The organism is Caulobacter sp. SRI_008, from assembly GCF_057586355.1.
This window is the reverse complement of record NZ_JBYCZS010000001.1, coordinates 55,252-75,933: the sequence shown is the minus strand read 5'-3', so window position 1 is coordinate 75,933 and position 20,682 is coordinate 55,252. Positions and strand designations below refer to the sequence as shown.

19 protein-coding genes are annotated in these 20,682 nt (G+C 69.9%); 7 read left to right on the top strand and 12 right to left on the bottom strand.

The features are described 5' to 3' along the window. Positions 1 to 68 precede the first annotated feature (68 nt). A complete protein-coding gene (locus tag AC2YHT_RS00365; RefSeq protein ID WP_487287641.1) occupies positions 69 to 734 on the bottom strand; it encodes a glutathione S-transferase in 666 nt (221 codons plus the stop codon). A 108-nt stretch (positions 735 to 842) separates the two neighbouring features. On the opposite strand from AC2YHT_RS00365, the gene AC2YHT_RS00360 reads away from it, so the two are divergent. Next, positions 843 to 3,062, top strand: a complete 2,220-nt coding sequence (locus AC2YHT_RS00360; RefSeq protein ID WP_487287640.1) for a methyl-accepting chemotaxis protein — start codon at positions 843 to 845, stop codon at positions 3,060 to 3,062. A gap of 180 nt (positions 3,063 to 3,242) precedes the next feature. Here the strand turns inward: AC2YHT_RS00360 and AC2YHT_RS00355 are convergent, their stop codons facing one another. The 6 genes from AC2YHT_RS00355 to AC2YHT_RS00330 form a co-directional block, all read right to left on the bottom strand. Continuing rightward, on the bottom strand, positions 3,243 to 4,358 hold the full coding sequence (locus tag AC2YHT_RS00355) for an HPP family protein (protein ID WP_487287639.1): 1,116 nt from the start codon (positions 4,356 to 4,358) through the stop codon (positions 3,243 to 3,245). A gap of 58 nt (positions 4,359 to 4,416) precedes the next feature. Further along, positions 4,417 to 4,698, bottom strand: coding sequence for a DUF1294 domain-containing protein (locus AC2YHT_RS00350; protein WP_233245151.1), 282 nt, complete (start codon positions 4,696 to 4,698; stop codon positions 4,417 to 4,419). Beyond that, positions 4,695 to 5,144 (bottom strand): hypothetical protein, encoded by a 450-nt coding sequence (locus AC2YHT_RS00345; RefSeq protein ID WP_487287638.1) that lies wholly within the window; start codon positions 5,142 to 5,144, stop codon positions 4,695 to 4,697. The genes AC2YHT_RS00350 and AC2YHT_RS00345 overlap by 4 nt, the downstream gene beginning before the upstream one ends. A gap of 170 nt (positions 5,145 to 5,314) precedes the next feature. Continuing rightward, the gene (locus AC2YHT_RS00340; RefSeq protein WP_487287637.1) at positions 5,315 to 5,947 is read right to left on the bottom strand and encodes a hypothetical protein; all 633 of its coding nucleotides are present in this window, start codon (positions 5,945 to 5,947) and stop codon (positions 5,315 to 5,317) included. Between the two features lie 217 nt (positions 5,948 to 6,164). Continuing rightward, positions 6,165 to 9,461: a carbamoyl-phosphate synthase large subunit gene (gene carB / locus AC2YHT_RS00335; protein WP_487287636.1), complete on the bottom strand. Its 3,297-nt coding sequence runs from the start codon at positions 9,459 to 9,461 to the stop codon at positions 6,165 to 6,167. A 180-nt stretch (positions 9,462 to 9,641) separates the two neighbouring features. Next, a complete protein-coding gene (locus AC2YHT_RS00330) occupies positions 9,642 to 10,262 on the bottom strand; it encodes a DUF2306 domain-containing protein (protein WP_487287635.1) in 621 nt (206 codons plus the stop codon). Positions 10,263 to 10,380: 118 nt separating this feature from the next. On the opposite strand from AC2YHT_RS00330, the gene AC2YHT_RS00325 reads away from it, so the two are divergent. Next, a complete protein-coding gene (locus AC2YHT_RS00325) occupies positions 10,381 to 11,139 on the top strand; it encodes a LytTR family DNA-binding domain-containing protein (protein WP_487287634.1) in 759 nt (252 codons plus the stop codon). On the opposite strand, the gene AC2YHT_RS00320 is transcribed toward AC2YHT_RS00325, so the two are convergent. Together AC2YHT_RS00320 and AC2YHT_RS00315 are read right to left on the bottom strand one after the other, a co-directional pair. Next, positions 11,136 to 12,314, bottom strand: coding sequence for a patatin-like phospholipase family protein (locus AC2YHT_RS00320; RefSeq protein WP_487287633.1), 1,179 nt, complete (start codon positions 12,312 to 12,314; stop codon positions 11,136 to 11,138). The genes AC2YHT_RS00325 and AC2YHT_RS00320 overlap by 4 nt on opposite strands. Positions 12,315 to 12,472: 158 nt before the next feature. Further along, positions 12,473 to 12,682 (bottom strand): cold-shock protein, encoded by a 210-nt coding sequence (locus AC2YHT_RS00315; RefSeq protein WP_110118155.1) that lies wholly within the window; start codon positions 12,680 to 12,682, stop codon positions 12,473 to 12,475. A 277-nt stretch (positions 12,683 to 12,959) separates the two neighbouring features. On the opposite strand from AC2YHT_RS00315, the gene AC2YHT_RS00310 reads away from it, so the two are divergent. Continuing rightward, entirely contained in the window at positions 12,960 to 13,160 is a 201-nt protein-coding gene (locus AC2YHT_RS00310; RefSeq protein WP_487287931.1) for a hypothetical protein, read from the top strand. 87 nt (positions 13,161 to 13,247) lie between these two features. After that, on the top strand, positions 13,248 to 13,394 hold the full coding sequence (locus AC2YHT_RS00305) for a hypothetical protein (protein WP_199228314.1): 147 nt from the start codon (positions 13,248 to 13,250) through the stop codon (positions 13,392 to 13,394). Positions 13,395 to 13,398: 4 nt separating this feature from the next. Here the strand turns inward: AC2YHT_RS00305 and AC2YHT_RS00300 are convergent, their stop codons facing one another. Then, positions 13,399 to 14,490, bottom strand: coding sequence for an alpha/beta hydrolase-fold protein (locus AC2YHT_RS00300; RefSeq protein ID WP_487287632.1), 1,092 nt, complete (start codon positions 14,488 to 14,490; stop codon positions 13,399 to 13,401). Positions 14,491 to 14,567: 77 nt separating this feature from the next. Next, positions 14,568 to 15,185, bottom strand: coding sequence for a CDP-diacylglycerol--glycerol-3-phosphate 3-phosphatidyltransferase (gene pgsA / locus AC2YHT_RS00295; protein ID WP_487287631.1), 618 nt, complete (start codon positions 15,183 to 15,185; stop codon positions 14,568 to 14,570). Positions 15,186 to 15,314: 129 nt separating this feature from the next. Here pgsA and AC2YHT_RS00290 point away from each other — a divergent pair, with 129 nt between their 5' ends. The 3 genes from AC2YHT_RS00290 (at position 15,315) to AC2YHT_RS00280 (ending at position 19,337) form a co-directional block, all read left to right on the top strand. After that, complete coding sequence (locus AC2YHT_RS00290; RefSeq protein WP_487287630.1) at positions 15,315 to 16,058, top strand: SDR family NAD(P)-dependent oxidoreductase; 744 nt, start codon at positions 15,315 to 15,317, stop codon at positions 16,056 to 16,058. A gap of 177 nt (positions 16,059 to 16,235) precedes the next feature. Continuing rightward, positions 16,236 to 17,513 carry an MFS transporter gene (locus tag AC2YHT_RS00285; protein WP_110118150.1) on the top strand — a complete coding sequence of 426 codons (1,278 nt, stop codon included), beginning with the start codon at positions 16,236 to 16,238 and terminating at the stop codon, positions 17,511 to 17,513. 147 nt (positions 17,514 to 17,660) lie between these two features. Then, positions 17,661 to 19,337, top strand: coding sequence for a sensor histidine kinase (locus AC2YHT_RS00280; RefSeq protein ID WP_487287629.1), 1,677 nt, complete (start codon positions 17,661 to 17,663; stop codon positions 19,335 to 19,337). A gap of 185 nt (positions 19,338 to 19,522) precedes the next feature. Here the strand turns inward: AC2YHT_RS00280 and AC2YHT_RS00275 are convergent, their stop codons facing one another. After that, positions 19,523 to 20,638, bottom strand: a complete 1,116-nt coding sequence (locus AC2YHT_RS00275) for a hypothetical protein (protein ID WP_487287628.1) — start codon at positions 20,636 to 20,638, stop codon at positions 19,523 to 19,525. Positions 20,639 to 20,682: the final 44 nt, after the last annotated feature.

The following is a 20,682-nucleotide window of genomic DNA, read 5'->3' as shown; positions in this document are numbered from 1 at the left end:
TTAAGATCACGGTCGAGCGTCGCCATGTCGCAGGCGATGAGATTGACCGTGAGTTGCGTTCCCCTGGCTCAATCGGCGTAGGCGTATTCGCCGCCGCGCTCCAGGGCGGTGCGATAGGCCGGGCGGGCGTGGATGCGCTCGAGGAAGGCCTTCACCCGGGGGCGCGAATTGGCCCCGGCGCGTGAGGCGGCGGCCTCCAGCGGGAAGCTCATCATCACGTCGGCGGCGGTGAAGTCCGAGCCGGCGAACCATTCGGACTTGGCCAGTTCGGCGTCCCAATAGTCGATATGGGCCTTCAGCTGCGGATCGACGAAGCCGGATTGGGCCTTGCCGGCGATGGCCTTGACCAGGGGCTTGAGCAGGCCCGGCGAGCGGGCGGGCAGGGCGCTGAACACCAGCTTCAGCAGCAGCGGCGTCATGGCCGAGCCCTCGGCATAGTGCAGCCAGTAGGTATAGCGCAGGCGTTCTGGGGTTCCCGCCGCCGGGATCAGCCGGCCGTTCCCGTAGGTGTCGAGGATGTATTCGATGATCGCGCCGGTCTCGGCGATGGTCTTGTCGCCGTCGGTGATCACCGGCGACTTGCCCAGCGGATGGATGGCCCGCAACTCCGGCGGGGCCAGCATGGTCTGCAGGTTCCGCTCGTAGCGCTTGACCTCGTAGGGGACGCCCAGCTCCTCCAGCAGCCAGAGGACGCGCTGGCTGCGCGAGTTGTTCAGGTGGTGGACGACGACCATTCGGGCTTTCCCTGCCTTCTGCTTAAGGGTCCGGACGATGGCTGGCCATTCAGCGTTCGGCAAGGTTTACCGCGTCTTGTTCGCCCTCAAGTCGAGTCGGGGGACCTGATGAGTATGCGTAAGACGTTCGGCCGGCTGTCTCTGGCCGGCAAGCTGATGGCCGCTGGCGGCGCCGCCCTGGGCGTGCTGCTGATCGCCGGCTCGCTGCTGATCTCGTGGCAGAGCGGCAAGGCGGTGAAAAGCCTGGCCCAGCGCTACGCCGCCAGCGTCACCGCCCAGACCGCCCAGGAGATCAAGAACGACCTCGACGACGCCGACGCGGTCGTGCGCTCGTCGGCGGGCCTGTTCGCGGCCAGCTACCAGGCCGGCCAGCGCGATCGCGCGGTCTATCTGGCCCAGCTGAAGCCGATCGCCAGCGCCTCGCGCACCGAACTGGGCGCCTGGCTGATGTTCGCCCCCGGCGCCCTGGGCGACGACGCCGCCTTCGCCGGCCGCGCCGACCTGGGCTCGACCCCGCAGGGCCGGTTCATCGGCTACTGGGTGCGAAGCGGCGACAGCCTGAGCCTGGAGCAGGGCGAGGACGCCGAGTTCGGCGAGGACTTCTACACGACCAGCGCCGCCAGCGGCCGGCCGGCGATCCTGGAGCCCTATCGCGACAACATCACCGACGGCGGCGAAACCAAGATGCTGCTGATGACCTCGGTCACCTATCCGGTGATCGTGGACGGCAAGACCGTGGGCGTCATGGGCGCGGACCTGGCTCTGGACGATATCGCAAATCGCCTGACCGCCCTGAAGCCGTTCGACGACGGCCGGGCCATGCTGGTCTCGCCGGGCGGCCTTTGGGTGTCGCACCCCGAGGCGGACCTGCGGATGAAGGCCTACGCCGATCCCGGCCTCGACGTGGTCAAGGCGGTGATCGCCGGCGGCGGTCCGACGGTGATCGAGGGCGTGAAGATCAAGGGCCAGCGGGCCGAGCGGCTGGTGGCGCCCGTGCGCCTGGCCTCGGGCGCGACCTGGGCCATGGTGGTGGACGTCACCGAGGACGCGCTGCTGGCGCCGGCCCGCAAGCTGGCCATGGGCCTGGCGATCGGCGGCCTGGTGCTTCTGGCCTGCGCCTTGGGCGTGCTGGCCCTGGCCTCGCGCCGGCTGATCGCCCAACCGCTGCTGGCCTTGCGCGGCGCCGTGGGCGTGCTGGCCGAGCACCGCTACGACCAGCCGGTGGCCGAGGCCGCCCGCGCCGACGAGATCGGGGCCATCGCCCGGGCGCTCGACACGCTGCGGCAGGAACTGGCCCGCGCCCAGGCCATGCGCGAGGAGCAGGAGGGCCTGCGCCGCGCCGCCGACGCCGACCGCGACCGGGCCGTGGCCCTGACCCTGTCGATCGACGAGCAGACCGACGTGGTCCGCCAGGTGGGCGAAGCCCTGGCCGCCGTGGCCGAGGGCGATCTGGGCCGTCGCATCCCCGGTCCGTTCGCCGAGGTCTACGAGCCGCTGCGCCGCGACTTCAACACCGCCGTCGAGAGCCTGGAGCAGGCGATCGGCGAGATCGCCGAGGCCAGCGCCGCCATCGGCGAGGCCACGACCGCGCTCAGCCGCGCCTCGGGCGAGCTGGCCGGCCGCACCGAGCGACAGGCCGCCGGCATCGAGCGGGCCGCGGGCTCCTTGAACGAGATCACCCAGGCCGTGGGCGAGGCGGCCGGCGGGGCCGACGAGACCCGCCGCCTGGTCGCCGCCGCCCGCGCCGAAGCCGACCAGGGCGGTGCGGTGGTCACCCAGGCCGCCGCCACCATGGGCGAGATCGACGCCTCGGCCCGCCAGATCGGCGACATCGTCGGCCTGATCGACGAGATCGCCTTCCAGACCAACCTTCTGGCCCTGAACGCGGGCGTGGAAGCCGCCCGGGCCGGCGACGCCGGTCGCGGCTTCGCCGTCGTGGCCCAGGAAGTGCGGGCCCTGGCCCAGCGCTCGGCCGGCTCGGCCAAGGAGATCAAGACCCTGATCGGCGCCTCGGCCGTACGGGTGGAAGCGGGCGTCGGCCTCGTGGAGCGTACCGGCTCGGCCCTGCACGGCGTGGCCGGACGCATGGCCGGCATCGACGCCGCCGCCACCCGCATCGCCTCGTCGGTGCGCGAACAGGCCCAGGGCCTGTCGGCGGTCAACGCCGAGGTCGCCGAGATGGAGCGCTTCACCCAGGAGAACTTGGTCATGGTCGATCAGGCCCGCACCGCCGACCAGGCCCTGGCGGGCCAGGGCGCGCGGCTGGAGGCCTTGGTGGGGCGGTTCAGGCTGGGGCGGTCGGCGGCGCGGCGGCGCGTGGCGGCTTAGGCTTCGAGCCTTCGCCTTTCCCTTACTCCCGTCATTCCCGCCCTTGTGGCGGGAACCCCTCTGTCAGCCGCAAGGGCGGAGGGGGCGGCGTGCTGAGCACGCCGCTGGCATTTCACGTGACAGCTGAACCAGGGTTTCCCGCCACAAGGGCGGGAATGACGGGCGGATAGGGGGAGCGGGCTAAATCACGCTCTCGACGATGTGCGCCCTGTAGAGCACGGCGATCAAATCCGTCTGGGTGATCACGCCGACCAGCTTGCGGTCGCGGTCGACGACCATGGCCTCGTGGGTTTGGCCGCTCGAGAGGATCGGCAGCAGGGCGGCGATCGGGGTGCCTTCGCGCACGCGGTGGACGAAGGGGTCGAGCGCGGCTTCGACCGTGCGGCGGCGGTTGGCCTGGAGTTCGGCGCGGCGGGCCATGCCGATGACGCGGCCCTCCTCGTCGACGACCGGGGCGACGCGCAGGTCGTGGCTCTGCAGGAAGGCCAGGGCGCTTTCGGCCGACTGGGCGCGGTCGAGCCGGATGACGTCGCGGGACATCACGTCGCCGCAGCGGATCTGCGAGTGCAGGCGCTGGTGGGCCTCGATCTCGACCTCGCGGAACAGGGCGTTGAGGTCTTCGCGGCTGACGTCGAGCAGTTCGCCATAGCGGGCCAGGGCCTTGTCGAGGTCGCCGGTGCTGTAGCCGATGCGCGAGGCGGGGGCCGGATCGGCCGTGCCGTGCGGGCTGGATGGCGGGGCCGGGGCCTTGTGCGGATAGGAGCGGCCGACCGCGCGGTTGTAGGCCATGCCGGCCAGGACCAGCAGGATCGAGTCCACGGCCACCGGATTGAGGGCGAAGAGATAGCCTGCCTTGGTCACGGCCGGTCCGCCGATGACGGTGATCAGGGCCACCGCGCCGCCGGGCGGGTGCAGGCAGCCCAGCAGCACCATGGCGGCGATGGCCAGGCCCACGGCCAGGGGCGCGGCGAGCAGCGGCTGGGCCGGCAGCAGCAGGGCCACGGTGATGCCGATCAGCGCCGAGACGACATTGCCGCCGATCACGCCGCGCGGCTGGGCCAGGGGGCTGGCGGGCACGGCGAAGACCAGCACGGCCGAGGCCCCGATCGGCGCGACCAGCAGAGGATGCAGCCAGTCGCCGCCGCCGACGGTGAAGCGTCCCAGCACTCCGGCGAACAGCAGGCCCAGCAGGGCGCCGCCGCCGCCCTTCAGCGCGTCGGCCGGCCGGATCGGCGTCTTGCCGCGAAGCAGGGTGAGCAGGCGATCGGTGTTGAGCGCGGGCGTCGAAGCGGTCATGAGCGTTTTGATAGGCGATGCGGGCCGGCGATGGCGCCGAAAATCGCTGTCGAACGGCTCAGCCGCGCTGGAAGGCCAGGGCGACCAGGCCGGCGACAATGCAGGCCTGGGCGAAGACGATCAGGGCCAGCCAGGCGCCGAAGGGCTGCTTGCGGGTCTTGTGGCGCAGCCAGCGCTGGGCCAGCAGCGCGCCGGGCGCGGCGCCCAGGCAGGCCGACAGCAGCAGCACCCGCTCGGGCACGCGGCGATCGCCCTCGACGGCGGCGGCCTTGTCGTGGGCGAACAGCATGAAGCAGAAAAGGTTGGCCGCCAGCAGGGCCAGGACGACGATGAAGGTCACCGCACCTGTTCCGGCGGGGCGTGGTCGAGGGGCGCCAGGTCGGGCTCGACCCAGCCGCAGCGAGCGGCGACGCTGAACAGGCGCTCGCGCGACCAGAAGCCCAGCGGCCAGGCCTTGTCGCCCAGCGGCGTGTCCAGCAGGCGGGCGGCGGCCTCGGCGTCGTCCGCATCGGCGGGCAGGGCGGCGACGAAGGCGCGGATGGCGGCCAGATAGGCCTGGGTGATGGTCTCGTGATAGCCGCTGGTGTCGTCGTTCACCCCGCCGACGGCCTCGTTATAGGCGCGGATGATGCCCGGCAGGTCACGCTCAAGGCCCGCGTCGCGGGTGCGCACGAGGCGCAGCGTCGCGGTCAGGTGGGCCGCGTGGGTCCACTCTTCCTTGGGCAGGCTGCGGTCGAGCAGGCGCTCGGCCAGGCGGGCGATTTCGGCTGTGGCGTAGGCGGTCATGGCGGGTTCCGTGGAACCCGTCTGTAGGGGAGGCGGGCGAGCGAGGCTAGGGGAGACCGCCTTCGGCGGCCCCCTCAGTCGGCTTCGCCGACAGCTCCCCCAAAGGGGGAGCATCTGCGCCGCGTAGATCCTCCCCCTTTGGGGGAGGTGGCCCGGAGGGCCGGAGGGGGTTACCGCCGCACGTCCATCAGCTTGCCCTTCTGGTGCATGTCGAGCAGTTGGGCGTTGGAGATGAAGTAGGTTTCGCCAGCGACGTAGTCGGAGGGGCTGGCGCCCCAGGGGACGTCGGACGAGCGGTTGTAGATCTTCTTGCTGGGATGGATGTAGACGCCCTCGGCTTTGACCGCGCTGACCACGGCCGCGCCGTACTGGCAATCGGGGCACTCGGTGTTGCGGCTGTCTCGGCCGAAATCCATCGTATAGACGTCGTCGACGTGGGGTGCGTGCAGATAGGTCAGGTTGTTCTTGTCGTCGATGGCGGCGTTGACGCCGAGCAGCACGACCAGGGCGCCGGCGCCGCCCAGGCCCACCAGCCAGCCGCGACGGTCGATGAACGGGATCGGCGGCTTGGAGAGGCCCGCCTCGAAGGTCTTCGAGTTCAGCAGGCGGTCGGCGTGGCCGCAGGTTTCGCAGACCTTGTGCCAGACCTTGCCGGTGGTCCAGCGGAACAGGAACCAGAGGTGCCGCACGGTGTAGTCCAGGACCACGGTGCTGGGCTGTTCCTTCTCGCAGTGACTGCACTGGAACGCGCCGGCGTTGGCGAACACGCGTCGTTGGCCCTGATGCCCCCAGGCGAAGAACATGGTCGTTTCCCCCTTGTCGGCCGCCATCGTGATGGTTCGGCGACCGTTGTTCCTCGATGCTAAGACACCGGTGTCCAGGCAGGCAAGCGGGATGCGTGTGTTCGTGGTGAAGTTTCTCGCGGGGCGCGTGTTTTGAGGCCGCTCCCGTGAGGCCAAACGAAAAAGGCCGCCCGGATCGCTCCGGGCGGCCTTCCTGTCTAGAAGCTATAGGCGCGTCTTACGACGCGTAGCTTTGCAGCGGGCGCACTTCCAGGGCCTTGGCCGGGGCCGAGGAGATGGCCTGGGCGGCGGCGAGGGCGCCGGCGCTGGTGGTGTAGTAGGGCACCTTCATCATCAGGGCCGTGCGGCGGATGTCGAAGCTGTCTTCCAGGGCCTGCTTGCCTTCGGTGGTGTTGAACACCAGCTGCACGCCGCCGTTCTTCATCACGTCGACGATGTTCGGACGGCCTTCCAGCACCTTCTTGACCAGCTCGACCTCGACGCCCTGCTCGGCCAGGTAGCCGCGGGTGCCGACGGTGGAGATGACCTTGAAGCCGGCCGCTTGCAGCAGCTTCACCGGCTCGACGATCCAGGGGCGGTCGCTTTCCTTGACCGACACGAACGCCGTGCCCGAGGTCGGCAGGGTGACGCCGCCGCCCAGCTGGCTCTTGGCGAAGGCGCGGGCGAAGGCCGGACCCAGGCCCGTCTCGCCTTCACGGATCCAGTCGAGGCCCATGACCTCGCCGGTCGAGCGCATTTCCGGGCCGAGGATGGTGTCGACGCCGGCGAAGCGGGCGAACGGGAAGACCGCTTCCTTGACCGCGATGTGGTCGTAGGGCTCGTCCTTCAGGCCGAACTCGGAAAGCTTGGCGCCGGCCATCAGCTTGGCGGCGATGGCGGCGACCGGCTGACCAATCGTCTTGGCGACGAACGGCACGGTGCGCGAGGCGCGCGGGTTCACTTCCAGCACGTAGATGCGCGGGTTGTCGCCGTGCGGCTCTTCGATGGCGAACTGCACGTTCATCAGGCCGCGCACGTTGAGGGCCAGGGCCATCTGCACGGTCTGGCGCTTCAGTTCCTCGACGGTCTCGGCCTTCAGCGAGAAGGGGGGCATCGAGCAGGCGCTGTCGCCCGAGTGGACGCCGGCTTCTTCGATGTGCTCAAGCACGCCGGCCACGAACACGCTTTCGCCGTCGCACAGGGCGTCGACGTCAACCTCGGTGGCGCGGCTCAGATAGTGGTCGAGCAGGATTGGGTGCTCGAACGAGATCTCGCCGGTGTTGGCGATGTAGCGTTCCAGCTGCTCGTGATCGCGGATGATCTCCATCCCCCGCCCGCCCAGCACGTAGGACGGACGCATCACGAACGGGAAGCCGATCTTGTCGCCTTCGGCGCGGGCCTCGTCCCAAGTGCGGGCGATGGCGTTTTCCGGCTGGGCGATGTTCAGGCCGTTCAGCAGTTGCTGGAAGCGCTCGCGGTCCTCGGCCAGGTCGATGGCGTCGGGGCTGGTGCCCAGGATCGGCACGCCGGCCTCTTCAAGCGCGTGGGCCAGCTTCAGCGGGGTCTGGCCGCCGAACTGGACGATGACGCCGGCCAGCTCGCCCTTGCTCATCTCGACATGCAGCAGCTCCAGCACGTCCTCGGCCGTCAGCGGCTCGAAGTACAGGCGGTCGGAGGTGTCGTAGTCGGTCGAGACGGTCTCGGGGTTGCAGTTGACCATGATCGACTCCACGCCGATCTGGTCGAGCGCGAAGGCGGCGTGGCAGCAGCAGTAGTCGAACTCGATGCCCTGGCCGATGCGGTTGGGACCGCCGCCGAGGATCACGGCCTTCTTGGCGCCCGACGGCTCGCTCTCGCACTCGGGAACCTGGCCCAGGGCGCCGAACTCGTAGGTCGAGTACATGTAGGGCGTGGAGGCCAGGAACTCGCCGGCGCAGCTGTCGATGCGCTTGAAGACCGGGCGGACGGCCAGGTCCTGGCGGGCCTTGCGGACGGCCTTTTCGTTCGAGGCGGTCAGCTTGGCGAGGCGCGCGTCGGAGAAGCCCTGGGCCTTGAGGGCGCGGAAGCCCTGGGCGTCCTTGGGCAGGCCGCCGGCGCGGACCAGACCTTCCTGGCGGACGATCTCGGCGATCTGGCGCAGGAACCAGGGTTCATAGGAACAGGCGGCGTTGACCTCTTCCACGGTCAGGCCGTGGCGGAAGGCCTGGGCGATGACGCGCAGGCGATCGGGGGTGGGCACGCCCAGGGCGCGGATGACCGCGGCCTTGCCGGTGTCCGGATCCTCGGCGCCGTGGATTTCCACCTCGTCGAAGCCGTTCAGGCCGGTTTCCAGGCCGCGCAGGGCCTTCTGGACGCTTTCCTTGAAGGTGCGGCCGATGGCCATCACTTCGCCGACCGACTTCATGGCGGTGGTCAGCAGCGGCTCCGAACCCGGGTACTTCTCGAAGGCGAAGCGCGGGATCTTGGTGACGACGTAGTCGATCGACGGTTCGAACGAAGCCGGGGTCGCGCCGCCGGTGATGTCGTTCTTCAGTTCGTCGAGCGTGTAGCCGACGGCCAGGCGGGCGGCGACCTTGGCGATCGGGAAGCCGGTGGCCTTCGACGCGAGGGCCGACGAGCGCGACACGCGCGGGTTCATCTCGATGACGACCATGCGGCCGTCGGCCGGGTTCAGCGCGAACTGGACGTTCGAGCCGCCGGTCTCGACGCCGATCTCGCGCAGCACGGCGATCGAGGCCGCGCGCATCCACTGGTATTCCTTGTCCGTCAGGGTCAGGGCCGGGGCGACGGTGATGCTGTCGCCGGTGTGGACGCCCATCGGGTCGATGTTCTCGATCGAGCAGACGATGATGCAGTTGTCCGCCGTGTCGCGGACCACTTCCATCTCGTATTCCTTCCAGCCCAGGACGCTCTCTTCGATGAGCACCTCGGTGGTCGGCGACAGGTCGAGGCCGCGGGCGACGATCTCCTCGAATTCCTCGAGATTGTAGGCGATGCCGCCGCCGGTGCCGGCCAGGGTGAAGGACGGGCGGATGATCGCCGGCAGGCCGACGAAGGCCAGGCCCTCACGGGCCTCTTCCATGTTGTGGGCGGCCTTGGACTTGGGGCTTTCGAGGCCCAGCTTGTCCATGGCGTCGCGGAACTTCTGGCGGTCCTCGGCCTTGTCGATGACCTCGGCCTTGGCGCCGATCATCTCGACGCCGAACTTCTTCAGGACGCCGGCTTCCTCGAGGGCGAGGGCGGTGTTGAGGGCCGTCTGGCCGCCCATGGTCGGGAGGAGGGCGTCGGGGCGCTCCTTCTCGATGATCTTGGCGACCATGTCGGGGGTGATCGGCTCGATGTAGGTCGCGTCGGCCACGTCCGGATCGGTCATGATCGTGGCCGGGTTCGAGTTGACCAGGATGATGCGGTAGCCCTCGGCGCGCAGGGCCTTGCACGCCTGGACGCCCGAATAGTCGAACTCGCAGGCTTGACCGATGACGATCGGGCCGGCGCCGATGATCAGGATCGAGGAGAGGTCGGTACGTTTGGGCATGGGTAACTCGCGCAAAGACACGGTCGCGCACATCCGCGCGCCCGCTGTCGACCATCTTGCAGGTTAAGCCGCCCCTTTAGAGAGGGAGTCAGGCGGGCGCAACCCCAGAGTCGGGGAGTCTGGAAAAGCGCTGTTAGCTGTGAAGCTTAGGCGGCCGGCGCGCGAGGCGTCGGGGCGTTGTCAGGCCCCGATCGCGGAGGCCTGCGCCCAGGACGGGCGGCGCAGCCAGAGCTCGGCGATCGCCAGGTTGGGAACCCAGCACAGGAAGGCGATCGCGAGGTAGGCCTCGCGCATCGGCAGGCCCGAGATCGCCGCCAACGGCAGGTAGAGCCGCAGGGTGACGGCCGCGAAGGTCAGGGCGAAGGAGCGGATCATCCAGGCCCGGTGCTCCGGGATGCGGCGGGCGATCGCGTGGCGCACGGCCTGGACGGTGGTCCACAGCCAGGCGAGCGCGAGCAGGCCGAAGCCCGCCGTGGCGATCGGACCCGCGGTCGAGCCGAGCGACAGGACCAGGCCCGCGAGCCCGCCGACCAGGCAGCCGGCGACATAGAGCCGACCGAGCGCGCGGTGCAGGGCCGGGCGGCGAGCGCGCAGGCCGGCCAGGAACTGGACGGGTCCCACCAGCAGGGCGGTGGCCGCTCCGGTCACGTGCAGCAACAGGAACGGCGAGAAGAACGGGTTGGCGCGGACGCCCGGCGGCGCGGGCGTGGTCGGCGCCACGTAGCGGTAGGCGTAGAAGGCGATGGCGACGCTGAGCAGGGCGCAAAGCGTCCAGAGCGTGCGGGAAAGAGCGCGGGGCAAGGATGGTCTCCGGTCGGGTTCGCGCCGAGATTGCGAGGGGAGGCGGAGCGCGCTACCGGGGTTGCGCGAGCGGCGCCCATTCTGCGCGAGCGGCGCCGCGGGAGGTCGGGGACCAAGGATGACGCCCATAGACGGTTGGCCCATCGGGCGGCGGCTGGCGGCGGACCTGGCGCTGCTGACGGCTCTGGGCCTGTTCATGGGCGTGCTGGCCCCGTGGGGCACGGCCGACCTCGGCCCGGTCGGCAAGATCACCTACTGGCTGGCCTGCATCGTCGGCGGCGGCGTCATCGGCGTGGCGGTAGACGAGGTCCTGGGCCGGCGCCTTGGCGGCTTCTGGAAGCGGCTGGTCGTCGTGACCCTGCTGATGACGCCGCTGGTCACGGCCTGGGTGTCGTCGATCGAGGCCCTCTACGGCGCCGAAGACGTCCACATGCCGCTCGAGCTCTGGTGGCGGGTCTGGGTGATCAGCACACTGGTCATGGCCATGCGGGCCCTGGTTTGGCGGGCGCCGCGCAGGGTGGTCGAGACCCGGGTGGTGGTCGAGCCGCCGTTGCCGCAGGCCGAGGCCGCCTTCCGTCGCCGCCTGTCGGCCCGGCGGCGGGGCGCGCGGCTGATCGCGGTCGAGGCCCACGACCACTACCTGAAGGTCCACACCGATGCGGGCGAGGAACTGCTGACCCTGCGCTTTTCCGACGCCCTGAAGGATCTCGCCGGCGTTCACGGTCTGCAGGTGCACCGGTCCTGGTGGGTGGCGGCCGAAGCGATCGAGGGCGTGCGCTGGCGGCGCGGGGCGGGCGAGTTGGTGTTGGCGGGCGGCGTGAACGCGCCGGTCAGCCGGCGACATGCGCCGGCGGTGCGCGCGGCGGGCTGGGTCTAGCGCTTGGCCGCCGGGGCCTTCACCACCGGAACCTCGGCGGGCGGAGCCGCCAGGCTCCAGGCCCAGCCGGCGACGGCGCGGTCGTAGCCCATGTGGAACAGGGCCTTGCGGTTGTCGGCGGCGAAGTCGAGGCCCGAGGTGTCGGCTTCGGCGGCGTCGGGAATGGCGCTGTAGAACAGCTGGCCGCCGTTGCGCTGGGCGAAGCCGGCGCTGGCGGCCAGGTGGGTGCGGATCAGGGCCTTGCTCATGGTCTGCCACGAACGGCCGACGATCGAGGCCGCGCTGCCCTTGGTGAAGCCGAAGACGCCCCCGACCTGGCCGTTGACCACGACGAAGATCCGGCCCGGGCGGGCCTCGCCCTTGTCGACGGTCCACAGCAACAGGGACTCGGGCGCGACGAAGAACGGGATCGAGACGCCGCCGTCGACGTGCATCTCCGACAGTCGCCGGCCCTGGCCCTCGACCTGGATCAGGGCGGGCGGGAAGACGCCGGGAATGCTGGCCGAGGCGACCAGCACGTCCTGGAACAGCTTGCGCGAGGCCTCGTCGCCCTTGGAGGCGATGGCGCCCATGTCCCAGATCACCGTCTCCTCGGTGTCGAGGTTGGTGGTGGCGATCAGCAGGCGGCGGCCGCGGCGGTGCTCGGCGGCGACGGCCTGCATCATGTTGGCGTCGGCGTATTTCTCGACCAGGCCGCGCAGGGCGCCGCTGTCGTAGAAGCTGGGGTGGAAGAGCACGCCCAGGCCGCGCGGCTGCAGGATGCGGTCGGCGGCGGGGCCGGTGTAGACCTCGGTCAGCCGCTCGTCCCAGGTGGGGCCGAGAAAGGCGAAGGGGGCGGTGAGGGCGCCGGTGGAGACGCCGGTGACGATGTCGAACTCGGGTCGCTCGCCGGTCTTGGTCCAGCCGGTGACCACGCCGGCTCCGTAGGCGCCGTTCGAGCCGCCGCCCGACAGGGCCAGGACGTCGAAGGTCTTCTGGCCCTTGGCGCGGTTGCGGGCGGCTTCGGCGAAGCGGATGCCGGCGGCGCTGTCGCTGGCGTTGAAGCGGATGTCCGACAGGCCCGTGGGCGGCGGGCCGACCATGTCGCTGGCCTTGTAGGCGTCGCGCGAGATCGAGCCGCAGGCGGTCAGGGCCAGCAGGGCGAGGGCGGCGGCGAGGAGGCGGAGCGGACGCATGGCGACTGGGTGGGCGGACTGGTTGGGAGGCACCGCGCGAACCTAGGCGGGGCGGGCGCTCGCGTCCACCGGAAGGCGCCGCGGTGCAAAACGGGAGCCGTAAACGCAAAACGGGCCGGCTTGCGCCGGCCCGTCTCAGTTCGTCAGGTCAGAGCGGCTTACGCCGACTGCAGTTGACCGGCCGACATCTTGCCGCTGCGACGGTCTTGTTCCAGCTCGTAGCTGACCTTTTGACCTTCGTTCAGCGAGCCCAGACCGGCGCGCTCAACGGCCGAGATGTGCACGAACACGTCGTTGCCGCCGTCGTCCGGCTGGATGAAGCCGAAGCCCTTGGTGCCGTTGAACCATTTCACGGTGCCGATAGCCATTTGGGTAGTCCTTTAGTTCATAGTTCAGGGCGTCGCGAGGCGCGTGCCGGCGACGATCAATTTCGTTGAGGGTCGGAGGGCTGGCTCGGCGCTCCTTGGAAGGAAGCATGGAGTAGCAGATCGAGCGGCAGCGAATTCGATGGGTGATCTGTAAAAGGCGCGGTCGGGGATGGCAAGCGAAATATGGGGATTTTATTTTTTCGCCTGCAAGCGTCACCTTCGAAGCTCTTTGCGCGTTGTGGTTATCAACACCGCTGAATTTGAGTGGAGCGTGACCATGACGTTAATCGACCGCATTCCCACCTTGAAGGACTCTGAACTGGCGCAACTGCTCAGCAATGTGCGCCGACTGGACGTCAGCGGCACGCCAGACGAACGCCGCCAGGCGGCCGAGGTTGCGCCCCATCTGGAGCGCGAGGCCTCGCGCCGTCGCGAGAAGGTGCTGATGTCGCGTTGCGCCGCTACGGCGCGCTTCTAAGTAGCGAACCTTAAGCGTCGAAATCGCCTTGATCAGGTCGCTATTGAGAGTCACTCTCAATAGCGACCTTGAGTCCTGGAGGCGATCATGGTGTTGCGGATGACGGGAACCCGCTGGCTGGCCCTGATGATGATGGCCGAACGCGCTGGCGGCGACGAGCGCCCGGACAGCGAATGGCTGCTGCACGGCCCCTCTGAAGAAGACGACGAAGAAGAGATCCTGGCGGGGGAGTGACCCCTCATCCTTCTTTCCTTGCGGGGCTTGTAGGCCTTGCGGGAGAGGGATCGAAAGCGAGCACCCGCCCAAAGAAGGGCAGGGCCCTGTCCTCGACGCGGCCGCCGCGCGACCAGTGCCGCTCGCCCCACCAGCCGCGATATTCCTCGGCCTCGTTGGCGACGCCGAACTCTTCCAGCAGGCCCGCGAAAGCGCGGTTGGCGACCACGTGGTCGGCGTTGCCGTCGAAGCGGCCCCAGTCGAACATCAGTCCGCGCAGGGCCTTCAGTTCGGCCGCGTGGACCGGCAGCAGGCGATCCAGCAGGAAGGCGTTCTGCAGCTTCGCGGTCAGGACGGGATCCGTCGCCAGGCTCGCGCCGCGGCCGCTGGCCGGAAAGTCCGCGTAGAAAGGCGGCCTGTCGGGATTGGGCAGGAAGGCCTGGTACATGCCCAGAAACACCCGTGAGAAACCATCGTCGCCCAGGTCGTCCAGGGACTTGGCGGAGGCTAGGCGCTCGAAGTTGGGGCGTGAGTTCATGGTCTGGAGGCCCACGCCCGTGCCGACCGGATGCAGGGCGTAGACCGCGCCGAACACCCCGGGCGCCAGCATGGCCGTGCGGATCGCGCCATAGCCGCCCATGCGGTCGCCCAGCAGGCCGCGCGCTTCCGGGCGGGGCAGGGTGCGAAAGCGCCCGTCGACGGCGGCGACCAGGTCCTTGGCCAGGAACCCCGTCCAGTCGCCGGTCACCGGCGAGGTGGCGTAGAACGAACTGCCGGTCGGGGTGGAGAAGTCGGCCGACACCAGGATCAGCGGCGGAACCTTGCCCTGCGCGACGGCGCGATCGAGCACGGCCCTGGCGCCGTCGCGGTCGAAGATCGCGCGGTGGTCGTCGAACAGGTTGGGCAGGAAATAGACGACCGGATAGCGCCGGCTTCCGGTCTCATAGCCGTCGGGAAGATAGGCCACGGCCTTGCGGGTCGGGGAGACGCCGACCCGGTTACCGTCGAAGCGTTTCGAGGCGACCTCGAAGTCGACCAGCCGGCTCTCCGCCCGCGCGGCTATGGGCGCGGCGAGCAGGAACGCGACACACACCGCACGCCACAGCAAGCCGAGCATAGCCGAGCCCCCGCCATCGAACGTCGAAGGTGAAAGCTCGTCCTATGCGTGTGTCGAATTTACGGCCGGGCTAGGGGTCAGGTCAGGGCCTTGCGAGCGGCTTCCCAGTACTGGGCGCCGGTGATCAGGGTGACCACGGCGGCCAGCCACAGCAGGCCATGGGTGATCCACGAGGCCGGTTCGAAGATCGCCGGGTCCTGCGGCAGGTTGAACGCGCCCCACGAGACGATGATCATCTCGGCGCCGATGGCCACCAACTGCAGGGTGGTTTTCCACTTGGCCAGCAGGGTGACGGGCAGCTTGATCCCCTTGCCGGCGCCGACCTCGCGCAGGGCGCTGACGGCGAATTCGCGGAACAGGATCAGGCCGGCCGGCAGGATGACCAGCGGGTTCGGGCCCAGCGCCATCAGGCCCAGCAGGGCGCCGCAGACCAGGATCTTGTCGCCGATCGGGTCGAGGATCGCGCCCCAGATGCTGACCGCGTCGAGCTTGCGGGCCAGCCAGCCGTCGAAGAAGTCGGTCACCGCCGCCACCACGAACGCCCAGAACGCCCAGCGCTGCAGCGAGAACTGCTGGTCGGCGGTCAGTTGCTCGCTCAGCCACGGCACGCCGCCGGCGGCGGCCGCCAGGGCGACGAACATGAACAGCGCGATGACCAGGCGGGCGGAGGTCAGGATGTTGGGCAGGGCTTTCATGGCGCCGTTCTAACGCATGAGCGCGGCGGAGGGCTATGGCGCATGCATGACATGGTGGCGCTCGCGGGCGGCCATCCCCAGATAGGAGGTCGGGGGCGTACAGTGTAACAGTAAGTGGAGTAGTCCCTGATGAGCACGGAATTCGCGAACAAGGTGGCCATCGTCACCGGCGGCGCCTCGGGCATCGGCGAGGCGGTGGTGCGCGAGCTGGCGGCCGGCGGCGCCAAGGTGGTGATCGCCGACTTCAATCTCGAAGGCGCGGAGGCCCTGGCGGCGCAGGTCGGCTCGGCCGCCGCCTTCAAGGTCGATGTCGGCGATCCGGCGCAGGTCGAGGCCATGGTCAGGTTCGCGATCGACACCTATGGCGGCCTGCACCTGGCGGTGAACAACGCCGGGATCGGCGGCCCCAGCGCGCCCACGGCCGACTATCCGATCGACGCCTGGAAGCGGGTGATCGACGTCGACCTGCACAGCGTCCTCTATTCGATGAAGTACGAGATCCCGGCGATGCTCGCCTCGGGCGGCGGCTCGATCGTCAACATGGCCTCGATCCTCGGCAGCCATGGCTGGGCCGGCTCGGGCCCCTATGTCGCCGCCAAGCACGCCCTGGTCGGCATGACCAAGACGACCGCCATTGAATATTCCGGCCAGGGCGTGCGCATCAACGCCGTCGGCCCGGGCTTCATCGACACCCCGGCGGTGCGCGCTTCGATGGACGAGGCGGCGATGGCCGGCCTGGTGGCCCTGCACCCGATCGGTCGCCTGGGCCGCTCGGAGGAGGTTTCGGCCCTGACCTGCTTCCTGCTGTCGGACCGCGCCTCGTTCATCACCGGCAGCTACCACCTGGTGGACGGCGGCTTCTCGGCGCGCTGACGGGATCGGCCCCGCCGTTCGCGCGGCGGGGCAAGTCTCTTCCTGAACGGGCGGTCGTGAGAAGAAAACGCATCGATATCGGGGCAATTCTCCAGGGCGGCGGGTGATTTTTATCCGCTGCGTGGTTGACGTGGCGGTCTTCGGAAGCCAAGCCGTGGTCAAGTTCCCGAGGACGCCATGACCGCCAGCGCCGATCCGACCGCCAATTCCTCCCGCCGCGTGCTGCTGGCCAGCCTGGTGGGCACGGCGGTGGAGTTCTACGACTTCTACATCTACGCCACGGCCGCCTCGCTGGTGTTCGGGCCGCTGTTCTTCCCGTCGCACTCGCCGTCGATGCAGCTGCTGGCCTCCTACGCCAGCCTGGCGGTGGCGTTCTTCGCGCGGCCGGTCGGGGCGATCGCCTTCGGCCACTTCGGCGACCGCATCGGCCGCAAGTCGACCCTGGTGGCGTCGCTGATGCTGATGGGCGGCTCGACCCTGCTGATCGCCTTCCTGCCGACCTACCAGATGGCCGGCTGGCTGGCGCCGGCCCTGCTGTGCCTGCTGCGCTTCGGCCAGGGCTTCGGCCTGGGCGGCGAGTGGGGCGGGGCGGCCTTGCTGGCGGTCGAGAACGCGCCTCCCGGCTGGAAGGCCCGCTTCGGCATGTTCCCGCAGCTGGGCGCCCCGGTCGGCTTCATCGCCGCCAACGGCCTCTTTTTGATCCTGGGGCTGCTGCTCAGCCCCGAGCAGTTCGAGGCCTGGGGTTGGCGCCTGCCGTTCCTGGCCAGCGCCGTGCTGGTGGGCCTGGGCCTGTGGGTGCGTCTGAAGCTGACCGAGACCCCGGCCTTCGCCGCCGCCCTGGCCCACGAACCGCCGCCGGCCGTGCCGCTGGCCGAGCTGCTCAAGCGCCACTGGAAAGAGACCCTGGGCGGCACCTTCGCCGTGGTCTGCTGCTTTGCCCTGTTCTACCTGAGCACGGCCTTCGCGCTGGGCTACGGGGCCAAGACCCTGGGCTACGACCGCCAGCTGTTCCTGGGCGTGCAGCTGTTCGCGATCCTGTTCATGGCCGGCGGCATCGTCGTCTCGGGCTACTGGTCGGACGCCTCGTCGTCGCGCCGGGTGCTGATGGCCGGCTGCGCCATGACCGTGGCCGCCGGGGCGCTGCTGCCGGTGATGATGGGGGCCGGCTCGCTGGCCCTGATCTGCGCCTTCCTGTCGCTCGCCCTGTTCGCCATGGGCTTCGTCTACGGCCCGCTGGGCTCGTGGCTGCCCGAGCTGTTCCCGGCCCGGGTGCGCTACACCGGGGCCTCGATGGCCTTCAACGTCGGCGGCATCATCGGCGGCGGCCTGACGCCGATGGCCGCCACGGCCCTGGCCGCGAAGGGCGGTCTGGTTCCGGTGGGGATCTATCTGGCGGTCGCCGCGGGGATCAGCTTCGTCGCCCTCGTCCTGCTGAAGCCGCGCCCCGCCGAATAACGCCGATCGCTTACCGGATGACAGGGCTGACGCATCGCGTAAGGTCGCGTCATCCGGGACTGGGCGGGAGACGATCATGGCGGTGACGGGCGGGTTGATCCACAAGGCGCCCGGCAACCTTCGGTCAGTCGTCGCGTAAACCCTCCCATGGCCCCAGTTCCCTCCGATACGCCCGCCTCCCGGCGGCGCGGGCTGCGCGGATCGGTCCGCGGGCTGCTGGTGCTGCTGACCGTCAGCCTGCTGGCGCCGGCCCTGGTCGCCACGGCCCTGCTGCTGGAGCGCGCCAACAGCCAGAGCCGCGACCAGCTCGACGAGCAGCTTATGGCGACGGCCCGGGCGCTGTCGGGGGCGGTCGACCGCCAGGTGGCCGAGGGCGTGGCCGTGGCCGAGACCCTGGCCACCGACCAGGCCCTGCTGAACGCCGACTGGAAGAGCTTTCACGCCCGCGCCAAGCGCACGACCGCCAACCGGCCCGGCTGGATCGTGGTCACCCGGCCCGACGGCCAGCAGATGGTCAACACGCTGGTTCCCTGGGGCGCGTCCCTGCCCAGGACCCCGCCGCCCGACTACATGGTCCGCGCCCGCGAGGAGGGCCGCACCGTCGTCTCGGACCTGCGCATGGGGGCGCTGGCCAAGCGCTACGTGGTGACGGTGGGCGCGCCGGTGACCATCAAGGACGAGCCCTTCGTCGTGGCCTATGTGGTCGAGGCCTCCAGCTTCACCTCGGTGTTCCGCCAGCAGCGCGCGCCTGACCGCTGGGTGGCGACGATCCTCGACAACCAACGCAAGGTGATCGCCCGCTCGGTGCGCAACGAGCGCTGGATGGGGGCGACGGCCTCGCCCGACATGGCCCGCAACCTGGCCCGGGCCAGCGAAGGGATCAGCAAGAGCGTCTCACTGGAGAAGGTGAAGACCCACGTGGCCTACACCCGCTCGCCGCGGACGGGCTGGACGCTGGTGGTGGCCATTCCGCGCGACGAGATGTCCCGCAGCGGCGTCTCGGTGGCGCTGGGCACGGCGGCGGTGTTCCCGCTGCTGCTGCTGCTGGGCATCGGCCTGGCGCTGTTCTTCGCCAACCGCATCAACCGCGAGGTCGCCGACCTGGTCGAGGACGCCGCGACGATCGGGGAGGGGCGGCCGCTGGGTCCGGGACGGGGCGACGGCCTGGCCGAGATCGCCGCCGTGCGCGAGGCCCTGGTCGCCGCCTCCCGCGAACTGGAGGCGCGCGAGGCCCGCCAGGCGGTGATGATCAACGAACTGAACCACCGGGTGAAGAACAACCTGGCCACGGTGCAGTCGCTGGCCCGCCAGACCTTCGCCAAGCTCGACGCCGAGCAGGTGCGGATCTTCACCGAGCGCCTGGTGGCGTTCTCGGCCGCCCACGACCTTCTGACCCGCACCGGCTGGACCGAGGCCGACCTGACCGACGTTGTGGCGATCTGCGTGCGGGCCCATGGCGACCGCATCGACGCCGAGGGGCCAAGCGTGACGCTGAGCCCGCACGTGGCCGTGTCGCTGTCGATGGTGCTGCACGAGCTGGCCACCAACAGCGTCAAGTACGGCGGGCTGTCGGCGCCGGAAGGCCGCGTGGCCCTGCGCTGGAGCCTGGACGAGGCGGCCCGCCAACTGCGCCTGATCTGGACCGAGACCGGCGGGCCGACGGTCAGCGAGCCGGCCACCTTCGGTTTCGGCGCGCGGCTGATCGAGAACCTGACCCAGCGCGAGCTGAAGGGCCGCTCGCGCTTCGATTTCCGCCCCGAGGGCCTGACGTTCGAGGCCTGGCTGCCGCTGGCCTCGATGCAGCGCTGGAAGAACGACTTCTAGGGCTCGGAGCGACGGTCGTCCGATTGCCGCATCCCTAGATCCGACGTTCCCCGCGAAGGCGGGGATCCAAGCTGACTTTCAGGACGAGATGAGGCCGTGGATCATCCCCGGACTCGGCTTGGATCCCCGCCTTCGCGGGGACGCTCGGTGAAAAATAAGCTCGCGGTATCGGGTGCTGATCCCCCTTACGGCTCGGGGACGTAGGGCTCCTCGAGCGGGCCCTGGCCGGGGCATTCCCAGGTGCGCACCCGCTTGACGTAGCGCAGGTCGCGCAGGCCGGTGGCGACGACGCCGGCGACGCATAGGCTGCCCTGGCGGGCCAGGTCGCCTTCCTGCTTGGTCAGGACCCAGTCGGATGGACGATCGGCGACGGTGACGGTCGCCTCGTATTCCGTGGGGTTGGGGTCGTCGTGGTCGTAGCGCAGCTCGGTAAGGCCGGCGGGGACGTCCGCTTCCGACCGCGTCAGCCACCGGTTGGCGCGCAGCTGCAGCAGGTCGGTGCTGAACGGGGTCAGCACCAGGGCGACCAGTCCGAGGGTCAGCAGCGTGCGATGGGCCGCTGGTCGGCGCAGGCCCGCCAGCAGGAAGGGGACGAACGCCACCCCCAGCCAGACGCCAATGCCCAGCCAGTCGATCTGGGCGTAGGTCTCGATCTGGCGTGCGGCGACGGTCTCGCTCTTCCAGGCGGCGATCGGAACGGCCGCCAGAACCAGGGCGGCCCAGCCCAGGCCGATGGACTGGAAGACCGCACCCGCGGTCGGTCTTGGGGCGGGACGTTCGGGCCACAGCGAGGCGACGGCGCTGATCGCGTCGCCGGCGATGACCAGGTCGTGCTCGCCCTCGGGGTCGTCCGGGCGCAGACCGCCGGTCATGGTCGCCTGGACGCCGGTCTTGTCGATGGTGATGGTCTTGGCCCCGGCGTCGAGCAGGGCGATGACGGCGGCGCGCAAGGCGGGTTGGGCGCGGAGAATGTCGGCCAGGCCCGGGTCGTCGGTTCCCAGATAGACGCGGGCGTCGAAGTCGGGATCGCCGGTCTGGTATTCGGCGGCGTAGCCGATCCGCTTGGCCAGGCGGTCGTAACCGGTCTCGGCGAACAGCCTGCTGTGGCGCAGGCCCCGGCGATAGGCCGACAGGGTGTTGGAGAGCCGCATGCTGTTGCGCTGGCCATCGAACAGGCCCGAACGCGAGCCGCAAAAGCCCAGGGTCTCGCCGCCCGGACCCGTGCCCGTCCAGTCGTGATTGCTCTGGTGCGTCCAGCGGGAGCGATGCGGCGGGGAAGCGGTGGATTCGGCCAGGGACATGGCTGCAAGCTAAGCTTGCAGCCATGGGTGCGTCATCCCTGGTG